Here is a 12611-nt window from a genome sequence, read left to right as displayed (position 1 = left end):
GCTTTCCTCCGGGCGCTTCCCTTCGGTCTTGCGTTTCCGACTCTATCAGATCTTTTCTCGACCCGATTTCCTCGGTGCTTTCCAGGTTCCCGCTTTCGCGTTTCCCTTTCCGGCGGTTCCGACTTTATCAGAAGCTTTTGGCCGGTCTGACCGGCCGCTCATTTCTGAGTAATCGGGGGCTGCTTCTCGGAATGCCGCTCACGGCCTCTGAAGAAGCTAGTAGATTCTATCGGTTGCCACCGGACGCTGTCCACTAGGCAACTGTTTGAATCTACCTCCCCACTCCCTCCGTGTCAACGGCTCTTGCGGGGCGAAGAGGAGACTAGCAGCTCGCGCGGGTCGGATGCACATCACGCGGCCGTGGGCACGGATGCGCTGCGGTCCGCCGCTTCGAGGTCGCCCGTCTCACCGGCGCGTGCCGCTCGGCCGCCCAGGACGTAGACGTACGCCAGGAACGCCAGCTCGGTCGTGATCCCGATGCCGATGCGTGCCCATGTGGGCAGGCCGGAAGGGGTGACGAAGCCTTCGATGGTGCCGGAGACGAACAGCACCAGGGCCAGGCCGATCGCCATGCCGATGGCGGCTCGTCCCTCCTCCGCGAGGGCGGTGCGCCGGGTGCGGGGACCGGGGTCCACCAGGGTCCAGCCGAGCCGCAGTCCCGTGCCGGCGGCGACGAACACGGCCGTCAGTTCGAGCAGACCGTGCGGAAGGACCAGTCCGAGGAAGGTGTCGAGGCGACCGGCCGAGGACATGAGACCGAAGCCGACGCCCAGATTGAGCATGTTCTCGAAAAGGACCCAGAGGACCGGCAGGCCCAGGAAGACTCCCAGGACCAGGCACATCGCCGCGGCCTGGGCGTTGTTGGTCCACACCTGGGCGGCGAAGGCGGTCGCGGGGTGGCTGGAGTAGTAGGTCTCGTACTCGCCACCGGGGCGGGTCAGCTCGCGCAGCCGGCTGGGGGCGGCGATGGAGGACTGCACGTCGGGGTGGGTGCCGATCCACCAGCCCAGGAGGACGGCGACGGCGGTGGAGACGAGTGCCGTGGGGACCCACCAGTGCCGGGCGCGGTAGACGGCCGCGGGGAAGCCGCGGCCCAGGAAGCCCGTGACGTCCCGCCATGAGGCGCGGCGGGTGCCGGTGACGACGCTGCGCGCGCGTGCCACGAGCTGGCTGAGCCGTCCCGTCAGTTGCGGGTCCGGGGCGCTGGACCGGATGAGGGAGAGGTGGGTGGCGGTGCGCTGGTAGAGGGCGACGAGTTCGTCCGCCTCGGCGCCGGTGAGACGGCGCCGGCGGCGCAGGAGAGCATCGAGACGGTCCCATTCGGCTCGGTGCACGGAGACGAAGACGTCCAGGTCCATCGGGTCTGCCTGCTCCTCGGCTGATCGTCCACGGCTCGTCGTGGATGTTGTCAGCTTGTCGTACTTGGACGCGATGCGCCCACAGCTTGGCAGACTTGCACTTCAGGGGGCGGACCAGGGAAGGGCGGCGGGCGTGAGTGAGCTGGTGACGGGCGAGGCGGTGGCGCTGGAGCTGCGGCCCGCGAAGCTGCCGAGCAGGGCGCTGGCCGTGTTGCTCGACCTGGTGGTGGCCGTCTTCGCCTACCTCGTCGTGATCATGGCGTTGGCGGTGTCGACGGCTTCGATGGATGAGGCGGCACAGGTGGCGCTGTCGATCGCCTCGTTCCTGCTGGTGCTGGTCGGCGGGCCGATCGCGGTCGAGACCCTCAGCCACGGGCGTTCGCTCGGAAAGCTGGCCTTCGGCCTCCGGGTGGTACGTGACGACGGCGGGCCGATCCGGTTCCGGCACGCGCTGGTGCGGGGTGCGGTCGGAGTGATCGAGATACTGGCGACGTTCGGGGTCGTGGCCTGTGTCGCCTCGCTGGTGTCGGCGCGGGGGCGGCGGCTCGGGGACGTGTTCGCGGGCACGCTGGTCGTGCGCGAGCGGATACCCGTCGGACGGACCGGGTTCGTCCCGCCTCCGCCTCCCTGGCTCGTGGGGCGTTTCGCCGGGCTGGATCTGTCGGCGGTTCCGGACGGGCTGTGGCTAGCCGTACGGCAGTACCTGACGCGGATGCCGCAGCTCGACCCGCAGGTCTCGACGGGGATGGCGCAGCGGCTCGCGGCCGACCTCGCGGCACGTACGGGGACTTCGGCGCCGGCGGATCTTCCTCCGGCCGCGTTCCTGGCCGCCGTGATGCACGAGCGGCAGTCCCGCGAGGCCAGGAAGGCGTTCGGCGGCGGGTTCACCTCGCCGGCGGGACAGCCCGGTGGCCCGGTCGGCTATCAGCCGCAGGCCGTCCGTCCGTTTCCGGCCTCTCATCAGCCTCCGGCCGATCGTCCGCCCGGTACGGCTCAGTCACCCGGTACCGCTCATTCACCCAATACCGCTTGTCCGCCGCAGGCCGCTCATCGGCCCTCGGTGGTCCGCCCGCCGTACTCGCCTCCGGCTGCCGGGCCGCAGGAGTGGGCCCGGCAGCCTGAGGTTCCCGCCGCTCCGCCCGTGGCGCCGGCGCGGGACGAGCCGGCGCCCGGCCGTCCGGCCACCGGGTTCGCGCCGCCGGCGTAGAGCGCCGCGCGCTCGGGAACCGGGGCCGCGGTGGCCGGGTGCGTGGCGCCGTGGTCAGGGGAAGGTCGACGGCGGTGACTGGAGGTCCTCCAGCTCGATGCCCGGCGCGGCCAGGACGACGTCGCCGGCGAGGTGCACGGTGTGCCGTTCGCCCGTGTCCAGGGCTGTGACCTGGTATTCGTCCACGGTCAGGGGGCCGCTGTCAGTGGTGTGTGCTTCGCTGTTCACCAAGGTCCAGGACTGGTCCACGGTGCGGGGGGCGAGGACCGGGTCGGTGAGGGCCACGAGGCGTACGCGGGTTGCCGCGGACAAGGGGGTGAGGCGCAGGAGACGGGCGGTCGCGACGAGGAACGCGGGGGACGTGCCGGTGAAGGCGTGGGCGCGCACATTGCCTTCGGTGGCATCGGTGCCGGTGGGGTCGGTGCGGACCCAGGTGACGCCGTCGAGGGCGGCGCCGCGTACCTGCCAGCCACCCGCGTGGAGTTCGAGGCGGATGGGGCGGCCGAGGTCGTCCAGGGTGAGGTCGACCGAGCCGCGGTGGTCGCCGGCGGGGGTCGTCAGCTGAGAGACGTAGCGCCAGCCGGACGGGCCGGGTGCGCACTGGAAGTGTTCTTCCGCGAGGGGGGTGTGATCGTGCGGATCGTGGAGCGAATAACGGCCGCGGGGCATGGGGGTCCTGGGTCTTGACGGGCTGAAAAGGGGCAGGCCCCCGGCACGGGGGTGCGGGGGCCTGCCTCGAAGGACCTGCTGCCGGGGATGGTGCGTCGGCGCGCCGACGCACCATCCCCGGCGGGCCGGGCTACGCGATCACCGGCTCAGTAGCGGTAGTGGTCCGACTTGAACGGGCCGTCGACCTCGACGCCGATGTACGCGGCCTGCTCCGGGCGGAGCTTGGTGAGCTTGACGCCGAGCGCGTCCAGGTGGAGGCGGGCGACCTTCTCGTCGAGGTGCTTGGGCAGCACGTAGACGCCGGTCGGGTACTCGTCGGGCTTGGTGAACAGCTCGATCTGGGCCAGGGTCTGGTCCGCGAAGGAGTTGGACATCACGAACGACGGGTGACCGGTGGCGTTGCCGAGGTTCAGCAGGCGGCCCTCGGAGAGCACGATGAGCTTCTTGCCCTCCGGGAAGGTCCAGGTGTGGACCTGCGGCTTGACCTCGTCCTTGACGATGCCGGGGATCTTGGCGAGGCCGGCCATGTCGATCTCGTTGTCGAAGTGGCCGATGTTGCCGATGATCGCCTGGTGCTTCATCTTCGCCATGTCCGACGCGAGGATGATGTCCTTGTTACCGGTGGTGGTGATGAAGATGTCGGCGGTCTCGACGACCTCGTCCAGGGTGGTGACCTGGTAGCCGTCCATCGCCGCCTGGAGGGCGCAGATCGGGTCGATCTCGGTGATGATCACGCGGGCGCCCTGGCCGCGCAGGGACTCGGCGCAGCCCTTGCCCACGTCGCCGTAACCGCACACGACCGCGGTCTTGCCGCCGATCAGGACGTCGGTGGCACGGTTGATGCCGTCGACCAGGGAGTGGCGGCAGCCGTACTTGTTGTCGAACTTCGACTTGGTGACGGCGTCGTTGACGTTGATCGCCGGGAAGAGGAGGGCGCCGTCGCGCTGCATCTCGTACAGGCGGTGGACGCCGGTGGTGGTCTCCTCGGTGACACCACGGATCTCGGAGGCCAGCTGGGTCCACTTCTGGGGGTTCTCGCCCAGGGTGCGGTGCAGCAGCTGGAGGATGACGCGGTGCTCGTCGGACTCGGCGGTCTCCAGGCCCGGGACCTTGCCGTCCTTCTCGTACTCGACGCCCTTGTGGACGAGGAGGGTGGCGTCACCACCGTCGTCGAGGATCATGTTCGGGCCGCCGGTGGGGGTGTCCGGCCAGGTCAGCGCCTGCTCGGTGCACCACCAGTACTCGTCCAGGGTCTCGCCCTTCCAGGCGAAGACCGGGATGCCCTGCGGGTTGTCCGGCGTGCCGTTCGGGCCGACGGCGATGGCGGCGGCCGCGTGGTCCTGGGTGGAGAAGATGTTGCAGGAGGCCCAGCGGACCTGAGCGCCGAGGGCGACCAGGGTCTCGATGAGCACGGCGGTCTGCACGGTCATGTGCAGCGAGCCCGTGACGCGGGCGCCGGCCAGCGGCTGCGCCTCGGCGTACTCCTTGCGGAGCGCCATCAGGCCGGGCATCTCGTGCTCGGCGAGGGAGATCTCCTTGCGGCCGAACTCGGCCAGCGAGAGATCGGCGACCTTGAAGTCCTGTCGGTTGTCGACAGTCGTCATTGCGAGCTGCTCCTCGGGATCGGGGCGAGGTGGGTACGGCTGGTCTGCGCGGCGGCGGACACAGGGGTGCCCGAGAAGAGGACACAGGCATGCCCACGTGCGCGCAGCGCAGTCCGTCGGAGGCCCTCTCTCCCTCGGCCGGTCCACGTGGGACCGCCCGACCGCCATCAGCAGCGACGTCTGGCTCCGTCCCAAGCTACACCGGAGGGCCCGGTCGGCCCCAGTCCGTCTTCGCGCACTTCGGGCCGCGGGGACGGCGGTCCGAGGGCCGGGTCCGGCGGCCGGCGGGGGTGGGTGAGCCGTGCGGCCGGGGCCGGCAGACCGGCCTGAACTGGGGCTTCCCGTCTCGTGGAGGTGGAGGCGGTGATCGGTGCGGTGCCGTTCGCGGGGCGTGCGGGACGCGGCGCGCGCGGCCGGAAGCGTGAGGAGATCGACGTGATCGGTCCGGCCGGAGCCGGCGGCGGTGACCTTCCGCACCCGGTGGCACGCAGTTCACGGAGAGCCGATACCGCCGCGCCGTGGACGGGCCGCGCGGGAGGACGGGTCGTGGCGGGGCATCGGGCGGGGACCGAGGACGGACCGGGGATCGCGGTGCCGGCGGTGGAGCTGCCGGGGCCGGTACCGGCCGGCGGGAGCCACCTGTCCGGGCACGTGCCTACGGCACCGGCGTCCTGCCGAGCCGGAGCATGCAGCCGACGTACCAGCGCGGTGACCGGATCGTCCGGGAGCGGGCGGGCGGGGGCGAGGTGCGGCGCGGTGACGTGGTGATGTTCTCGTCGCCGGAGCGCTACGGGAATGCCGGGCCCCTCATGGAGGAGCGGGTGGTCGGGGTGGGCGGTGACCACGTGGCCTGCTGCGCGGCCGTGGCCGGCAAGGAGCGGGTCGCCGTGACGGGAGGCCGCTGAAGGAGTCGTGTGGTCGGACGCCGTGCCGGGGCGGGTGACGGACGACCGTGCGGTCCTGTCCCTGCCGGGTGCGGCCCTGGTGCTCGACGTGGTGCTGGTCCTCACCGGTGCCGGGCTGGGGACCGGCGCCCCGGCCCGTACGGTTTGTCCGAGGGCGGGCGCCGGCGGCGGGGCTCAGTGACCGGTCGCGTGAGGGTTCGGCCCGCCCGGGGTGGCCGCGGGGTCCGGGCCCTGGGCGGCCTCGGTCTCGCTGTAGATGTCCGGCTCCAGGTAGATGACGCGGGCGATGGGGACGGCGGTGCGGATGCGGGTCTCGGCGGCGTTGATGGCGTTGGCGACCTCGGTGGCCGTGTCGTCGTGCCGGACGGCGATCTTGGCGGCGACCAGCAGCTCCTCGGGGCCGAGGTGCAGGGTGCGCATGTGGATGATGCCGGTGACCGTGGCGCCGTCGACGATCGCGGCCTCGATCTTCTTGACGTCGTCGAGGCCCGCGGCCTCGCCGAGCAGCAGCGACTTGGTCTCGGCGGCCAGGACGAGGGCGATGAGGACCAGCAGGACACCGATGCACACGGTGCCGATGCCGTCCCAGATGCCGTCGCCGGTGAGCAGGGCGAGGCCGACGCCGCCGAGGGCCAGCGCCAGGCCGATGAGCGCGCCGAAGTCCTCCAGGAGGACGACGGGCAGCTCGGGCGCCTTCGCGCGGCGGATGAACTGGGGCCAGGAGAGCTTGCCGCGTGTCTCGTTGGATTCCTTGATGGCCGTGCGGAAGGAGAAGCCCTCGGCGATGATCGCGAAGGCGAGGACGCCCACCGGCCAGTACCAGTGCTCCAGTTGGTGCGGGTGGCGGATCTTCTCGTAGCCCTCGTAGATGGCGAACATGCCGCCGACCGAGAACAGGACGATCGAGACGAGGAAGGCGTAGATGAAGCGCTCGCGGCCGTAACCGAAGGGGTGTTGGGGGGTCGCCTCGCGCTGTGCCTTCTTGCCGCCGACGAGCAGCAGGAACTGGTTCCCGGAGTCGGCGAGCGAGTGGACGCCCTCGGCGAGCATCGAGGAGGAGCCGCTGAACGCGAACGCCACGAACTTCGATGCCGCGATCGCGAGATTGGCGCCGAGTGCCGCCACGATCGCCCTGGTACCGCCTGACGCGCTCATGTGTCCGCGTTGTCCCTTCGCCTCTGTCGCCCTCGTACGTCCGTGCCGTCAGGACGTGTGCCCGGCTTTGCCCGACCTTTGCCGGTGAATCATTCTTGCAGTTCGGCCGGGCCACGCCGTGTCACCTGTCCACAGCCCCGGTCATACGATCACAGTGGCGCGGAAGACCGTGCCCGCGCCCGAGATCTCCGCCTTCTCGCCGGCCGGGACGAAGACCGACTGACCTGGGCCCAGTTCGTGTTCCCCGGCCCGGACGGAACCCGCCGTGCAGAGCAGGATCTGCGGGGTGTCCCGGGTGAGGTCGTGGGCGCCGCCGGCCTGCGGGAGGACGTACCGGGAGAGGCGGAACTCGTCGATCGGCGTCTCGTAGACCTCCTCGCCGTCCGGGGAGGCCTCGGGGCGCAGCACGCCCGGGTCGCTCGGCTCGAAGCGGACGATCCGCAGGAGTTCGGGCACGTCGACGTGCTTGGGGGTGAGGCCGCAGCGCAGGACGTTGTCGGAGTTGGCCATGATCTCGACGCCGAGGCCGTCGAGGTACGCGTGCGGTATGCCGGCGCCCAGGAAGAGGGCCTCGCCGGGTTGCAGGCGGACGTGGTTGAGCAGCATGGCGGCCAGGACGCCGGGGTCGCCCGGGTAGTGGTGGGCGATGTCGGCGTAGGGCGCGTAGGCGCCGCCGAGGCGGATGCAGGCGGTGGTGGCCTCGGCGACCGTGTGGGCCATCTCCCGCGGGTCGGCGCTGAGGACGGCGGTGAGGACCTCGCGCAGGGCCGCGTCCTCGGGGTGCGCGCGCAGCAGGTCGGCATACGGCTTGAGGGAGTCGACGCCGAGGCCGTCGAGCAGGCCGGCGGCCTCGGCGGGGTCGCGGAAGCCGCACAGGCCGTCGAACTCGGTGAGGGCGCAGATCAGTTCGGGCTTGTGGTTGGCGTCCTTGTAGTTGCGGTGCGGGGCGTCGACGGGGACGCCGCGGCGCTCCTCGTCGGCGTACCCCTGTCCGGCCTGTGCCAGGTCGGGGTGCACCTGGAGGGACAGCGGCGCGCCGGCGGCGAGGATCTTGAGCAGGAACGGCAGGCGGGGGCCGAACCTGGCGACCGCGCGGGAGCCCAGTTCGCGCTCCGGGTCGGCGTCGATGACCTCGGCGAGCGTCCCGCGCGGGGTGCGCGAGGGGGCGCCCGGGTGCGCGCCCATCCACATCTCCGCCTGGGGTTCCCCGGTCGGCTCGGTGCCGAGGAGGTGCGGGATGGCGGTGGGGGAACCCCAGGCGTAGGGGCGGACGGTGTTGTCGAGGCGGTCCATGTGTCTTCTCTGTCTCCGTACGTACGCTGCTCGGCCGGCGCCGGTGGCTACGTCGGTCGCGGCGCCGGTGCGGACACGGCTGGTCCGGCCCGGAGCAAAGGTCAGGCCCGGGAAGCGAGCGCCAGGTAAACGGCGGCGAAATCCGTGACGGCGATCAGTTCCGCGAGGGTCTCGAGTTCGCCGCCTTCCTCCGGTTCGAGCTCGCTGATCGGCGTGTCGTGGTCGAGGGCCAGGTCACGGGCGGCGGGCGCGGCGGTGAGCCCGCCGGTCGGGCGGTCGCGGAGGAGCACCACGCGCGCGTGCAGCGCGGGCGGTTCCTCCACGCGGTCGCGGAAGAAGTCCTCCGGATCGGCGCTGGCGGCCAGCGGGCCGGCCAACAGGGTGGTGTGCGCGGCGAGCGCCTCGGGCAGTTCGGCGACCAGGGCGGGGCGGCCGGCGAGTTCGGCGAGGGCGGCGGCGAACCGGCGGCCGGCCGGGCCCGCCGAGGTGCCTTCCGTCCAGATCACGGGGAGCGCGTCGGCGAGTTCCGCGGCCAGGGTCTTGGCCGGGTTGCTGTAGGTCGCGATGGCGGGGCCGCAGCGTTCCGCGATGCGGTCCAGGCGGTCGGCGATCTTCTCGATGGCGTCCGGCGGGGCGTCGAGCAGGCCGACGCGGTCCAGGAGGGCCAGCAGCGGGGTCAGCAGGGCCCAGAAGACGCCCGGGGCGGACCCGGCGAGCGGTTCCTGCGGGTCGTACGGTGCGGTCGCCATCGGTACGAACAGGCCGTGGGCGCCGGCGACGGCCTCGGCGAGCGGGGTGCCCTGCGGTGCCACGGCGACGACCGAGCAGCCGCGCCGGTAGGCCTGCTCGGCGAGGAGGGAGAGACTCGGCTCGGTGCCGTCCGGGGTGGTGATCAGCAGCAGGTCCACGGAGCCGGCCCAGCCGGGCAGTTCCCAGCGCAGGGCGCCCGGGGCCGGGGCGACGCCGACGGGGGCCAGCCGGACGACGGGGCTGCCGGCGCCGGCCAGCGTGCCGAGGAGGTCGGCGGTGTGGGTGGCGGCGACGCCCGGGCCCGCGATCAGGACGGCGCGGGGACGGCCGTCGGGGGTGAGGCCGCCGACTCCGGCCTCGGCGGTGTGCCGGGCGGCGGTGCGGACGCGGGCGCCGGCCTCCGCGGCGCCGCGGAGCAGGCCTCGGCGGTCGGCCTCGGAGAGACCCTCCGGGGTGTCGAGCAGCGATTCGTCCAGCATGGGCGGCAGCCTCCGTCGCCGAGGGGGTCCTGGGCAGAGCCTTTGCAGGGGGGTGGCGCGAGGCGCCTCGCCGCCACCACGGGGAACAGGGCCTCGTGGCCGCGCTGTGCGGGGGCCTCGCTACGGCGTGCGGGGGCCCGTCACTCGGGGCGGCGGGCCTCGTCCACCAGGAGGACCGGGATGTCGTCGCGCACGGGGTACGCGAGGCCGCAGTCCCGGCTCGTGCAGATCAGCTCGGTGTCCTGCTCCTTGAGGGGGGCGTGGCAGGCCGGGCAGGCGAGGATCTCCAGGAGGCCGGCTTCGAGCGCCATGGGGTGTCCCTTCGGGGGGCGTGCGGGTGTCTGTGAATGCCTGGTCAGCGTACCGCTGGTGGGCAGGCCGCTCAGCTCCTGATGATCGCCAGGGCTTCGTCCCTGATCTTCGTCATCGTGGCCTCGTCCTTCGCCTCCGCGTTCAGGCGCAGGAGCGGCTCGGTGTTGGAGGGGCGGACGTTGAACCACCAGTCGGCCGCGGCGACGGTGAGGCCGTCGAGGTCGTCGAGGGTGACGTCGGCGCGGCCCGCGTACGCGGTGCGGATCGCGGCGAGGCGGGCGGTCTGGTCGGCGACGGTGGAGTTGATCTCGCCGGAGCCGGCGTAGCGGTCGTACTGGGCGACCAGGCCGGACAACGGGCCTTCCTGGCCGCCGAGGGCCGCGAGGACGTGCAGGGCGGCCAGCATGCCCGTGTCCGCGTTCCAGAAGTCCTTGAAGTAGTAGTGCGCGGAGTGCTCGCCGCCGAAGATCGCTCCGGTGCGGGCCATCTCGGCCTTGATGAAGGAGTGGCCGACCCGGGTACGGGCGGGGGTGCCGCCGTTCTCCCGTACGACCTCCGGGACCGTGCGGGAGGTGATCAGGTTGTGGATGACCGTGCCCGTGCCGCCGTGGCGGGCGAGTTCGCGGGCGGCGACCAGCGCGGTGATCGCGGACGGGGAGACGGGGTCGCCGTTCTCGTCCACGACGAAGCAGCGGTCGGCGTCACCGTCGAAGGCGATGCCGAGATCGGCGCCCTCGGCGGGGACCCGCTTCTGGAGGTCCACGAGGTTCGCCGGGTCCAGGGGGTTGGCCTCGTGGTTGGGGAAGGTGCCGTCCAGCTCGAAGTACATCGGGACGAGGGTCAGGGGCAGGCCGGCGAAGACCGAGGGGACGGTGTGGCCGCCCATGCCGTTGCCGGCGTCGACCACGACCTTCAGGGGGCGGACGGAGGTCAGGTCGACCAGGGAGCGCAGGTGCGCCGCGTAGTCCTCCAGCGTCTCGCGCGAGGTGAGGGTTCCCGGCCGGGCCGCGGGCTCGGGGGCGCCCTCCTCCAGCCAGCGCTCGGCCAGCTCGCGGATCTGCGTGAGACCGGTGTCCTGGCCGACGGGGGCGGCGCCCGCGCGGCACAGTTTGATGCCGTTGTACCGGGCCGGGTTGTGGGAGGCGGTGAACATGGCGCCCGGGAGGTCCAGCGCGCCCGAGGCGTAGTAGAGCTGGTCCGTGGAGCACAGGCCGATCTCGGTGACGTCCACGCCGCGGTCCGCCGCGCCGCGCGCGAAGGCGCGGGAGAGGCCGGGGGACGAGGGCCGCATGTCGTGGCCGACGACGATGGCCGCCGCTCCCGTGACCTCGGCGAAGGCGGCGCCGAACAGTCCGGCCAGTTGTTCGTCCCACTGGTCCGGGACCACACCGCGCACGTCGTACGCCTTCACGAGCTGCGACAGATCAGCAGTCACGGCCAACCCTTCCGAGATCCTATGGGTGCCCACAAACTACCCGTCCGGGGTGCGGGGGCGGTGCGCGGACACCGGGTGGACGTCCGGTGGGCCCCCCGGCGGTGAGGACCGCGGGAGGAGAACCGTCACGCCTGGCGGGTGGCGGGGGGTGGCGCTCAGTTGTCCGGGGAGCGCAGGACCCTCAGGTGACCGCGGCGGGCCACCTCCATGGGGTCCACCGAGCGGGCTCCGCCGCCGCCCGCGCCGGCCGCGCGCTGCTGCGGGCGGGCCGCCTCGCGTACGGCGTTGGCAAGCGCTTCCAGATCGTCTCCGCTGGGCCGCGTGGGAGCGGAGCTGTCGAGGAGGCGGACGACCTCCCAGCCGCGCGGGGCGGTGAGGCGCTCGGAGTGCTCGGCGCACAGGTCGTAGCAGTGGGGTTCGGCGTAGGTGGCGAGCGGGCCGAGGACCGCGGTCGAGTCGGCGTAGACGTACGTCAGCGTCGCGACGGCGGGTCGGCCGCAGGCGGTGCGCGAACAGCGACGTACAGGGCTCACGACGTTGGACGGTACCGCACTCTTGAGCGGGCCGCGACGACTCTCCCCCAGGTCACCCCACCGTGTCGGGCTGTGAAACGCCCCACACCCCGCTCCGGGCGGGCCCTGCTGACCTGCGCGGAGGGCCTTCCCACGGGCGCCGGGCCGCGGGACGGCCGGTCATATGTCGGTACAAACACCGTCGATCGGCTCGAGTTCGACGGTTCGGGAAGAGTACGAGAACGAGCCAGACCTTGGCTGGAACGGTCATCTTGCGACACAAGTGATCGCCGCCGGTTGCCGTGTGGAGACGGACGGGCGGAGGACGCGGGGACTACGCTTCACCGGTGATGGACAACCGTGTACCGCCCCGTGCCGCCGGACCCGGACCCCGTCGCCGTGATCGCCACGGGCGGGGCATGCGGGGGCCGATCGCACCGCCGCAGGTGCCGCTCGCGGCCAGCCGTGCCGAGGTGTTCGCGGACCTGGTGCAGGACTCCGTGGACCGTCTCGAGCGGCGGTGGCCACAGCTGGCCGACATCGATTTCCTCGTGGTGGAGGTGCCCCGGCTGGAAGGCCGGGGAGAGCAGGCGGCCTGGAGCGACGAGGCCGTGCCGCTCGGCGGGACCGTGCCCGCGCGGGAGGGGCGGCGGGCCCGGGTGGTCGTGTACCGGCGGCCGGTGGAGATCCGGACCAAGGGGCGCGACGAGCGGGCCGCGCTGGTGCACGAGATCGTGGTGGAGCAGGTGGCCGAGCTGCTCGGGCTGACGCCGGAGACCGTGGATCCCCGGTACGGGGAGGACTAGGCCCTCTCGTCCGGATCAGGCCCCCGCTCCACATGCGGCTCGATCCGAACGGCAGGGCCCACTCCCGCGCCATCGCCCCCGCGGCCACCTGGCCGATTCGGCCTGTGGTCACCCGCTTGCCTCTCC

13 protein-coding genes are annotated in these 12611 nt (G+C 72.3%); 4 read left to right on the top strand and 9 right to left on the bottom strand.

Going from position 1 to position 12611, the window contains the following annotated elements:
- Window positions 1-350 precede the first annotated feature (350 nt).
- Window positions 351-1358 carry a stage II sporulation protein M gene (locus ACF1BE_RS13405; protein ID WP_392199128.1) on the bottom strand — a complete coding sequence of 336 codons (1008 nt, stop codon included), beginning with the start codon at window positions 1356-1358 and terminating at the stop codon, window positions 351-353.
- A gap of 133 nt (window positions 1359-1491) precedes the next feature.
- On the opposite strand from ACF1BE_RS13405, the gene ACF1BE_RS13400 reads away from it, so the two are divergent.
- On the top strand, window positions 1492-2565 hold the full coding sequence (locus tag ACF1BE_RS13400; RefSeq protein ID WP_392199127.1) for an RDD family protein: 1074 nt from the start codon (window positions 1492-1494) through the stop codon (window positions 2563-2565).
- A gap of 54 nt (window positions 2566-2619) precedes the next feature.
- On the opposite strand, the gene ACF1BE_RS13395 is transcribed toward ACF1BE_RS13400, so the two are convergent.
- Together ACF1BE_RS13395 and ahcY are read right to left on the bottom strand one after the other, a co-directional pair.
- A complete protein-coding gene (locus tag ACF1BE_RS13395) occupies window positions 2620-3234 on the bottom strand; it encodes a hypothetical protein (protein ID WP_392199126.1) in 615 nt (204 codons plus the stop codon).
- Between the two features lie 146 nt (window positions 3235-3380).
- Entirely contained in the window at window positions 3381-4838 is a 1458-nt protein-coding gene (gene ahcY / locus ACF1BE_RS13390; RefSeq protein WP_392199125.1) for an adenosylhomocysteinase, read from the bottom strand.
- A gap of 686 nt (window positions 4839-5524) precedes the next feature.
- Between ahcY and ACF1BE_RS13385 the strand changes: the two genes are divergently transcribed.
- Together ACF1BE_RS13385 and ACF1BE_RS13380 are read left to right on the top strand one after the other, a co-directional pair.
- A complete protein-coding gene (locus ACF1BE_RS13385; protein WP_392199124.1) occupies window positions 5525-5743 on the top strand; it encodes a S26 family signal peptidase in 219 nt (72 codons plus the stop codon).
- A 7-nt stretch (window positions 5744-5750) separates the two neighbouring features.
- Window positions 5751-5924 (top strand): hypothetical protein, encoded by a 174-nt coding sequence (locus ACF1BE_RS13380; protein WP_392199123.1) that lies wholly within the window; start codon window positions 5751-5753, stop codon window positions 5922-5924.
- Here ACF1BE_RS13380 and ACF1BE_RS13375 read toward each other — a convergent pair.
- The 6 genes from ACF1BE_RS13375 to ACF1BE_RS13350 all read right to left on the bottom strand — a co-directional run bounded on the left by ACF1BE_RS13375 (window position 5918) and on the right by ACF1BE_RS13350 (window position 11751).
- Complete coding sequence (locus tag ACF1BE_RS13375; protein ID WP_392199122.1) at window positions 5918-6898, bottom strand: cation diffusion facilitator family transporter; 981 nt, start codon at window positions 6896-6898, stop codon at window positions 5918-5920. The genes ACF1BE_RS13380 and ACF1BE_RS13375 overlap by 7 nt on opposite strands.
- A 141-nt stretch (window positions 6899-7039) precedes the next feature.
- The gene (gene manA / locus ACF1BE_RS13370; protein ID WP_392199121.1) at window positions 7040-8191 is read right to left on the bottom strand and encodes a mannose-6-phosphate isomerase, class I; all 1152 of its coding nucleotides are present in this window, start codon (window positions 8189-8191) and stop codon (window positions 7040-7042) included.
- A 101-nt stretch (window positions 8192-8292) separates the two neighbouring features.
- Window positions 8293-9420, bottom strand: coding sequence for an SIS domain-containing protein (locus tag ACF1BE_RS13365; RefSeq protein WP_392199120.1), 1128 nt, complete (start codon window positions 9418-9420; stop codon window positions 8293-8295).
- Between the two features lie 140 nt (window positions 9421-9560).
- The gene (locus ACF1BE_RS13360; RefSeq protein WP_392199119.1) at window positions 9561-9731 is read right to left on the bottom strand and encodes a Trm112 family protein; all 171 of its coding nucleotides are present in this window, start codon (window positions 9729-9731) and stop codon (window positions 9561-9563) included.
- Window positions 9732-9802: 71 nt separating this feature from the next.
- The gene (locus ACF1BE_RS13355; RefSeq protein WP_392199118.1) at window positions 9803-11167 is read right to left on the bottom strand and encodes a phosphomannomutase/phosphoglucomutase; all 1365 of its coding nucleotides are present in this window, start codon (window positions 11165-11167) and stop codon (window positions 9803-9805) included.
- A gap of 155 nt (window positions 11168-11322) precedes the next feature.
- Window positions 11323-11751 carry a DUF3499 domain-containing protein gene (locus tag ACF1BE_RS13350; RefSeq protein WP_392199144.1) on the bottom strand — a complete coding sequence of 143 codons (429 nt, stop codon included), beginning with the start codon at window positions 11749-11751 and terminating at the stop codon, window positions 11323-11325.
- Window positions 11752-12098: 347 nt separating this feature from the next.
- Between ACF1BE_RS13350 and ACF1BE_RS13345 the strand changes: the two genes are divergently transcribed.
- Window positions 12099-12485 carry a metallopeptidase family protein gene (locus ACF1BE_RS13345; RefSeq protein ID WP_392199117.1) on the top strand — a complete coding sequence of 129 codons (387 nt, stop codon included), beginning with the start codon at window positions 12099-12101 and terminating at the stop codon, window positions 12483-12485.
- Window positions 12486-12611 lie beyond the last annotated feature (126 nt).

This window comes from Streptomyces sp. NPDC014991 (assembly GCF_043080665.1).
Lineage (GTDB): Bacteria > Actinomycetota > Actinomycetes > Streptomycetales > Streptomycetaceae > Streptomyces.
The sequence above is the reverse complement of the archived record's forward strand: the minus strand, read 5'-3'. Positions and strand labels throughout refer to the sequence as shown.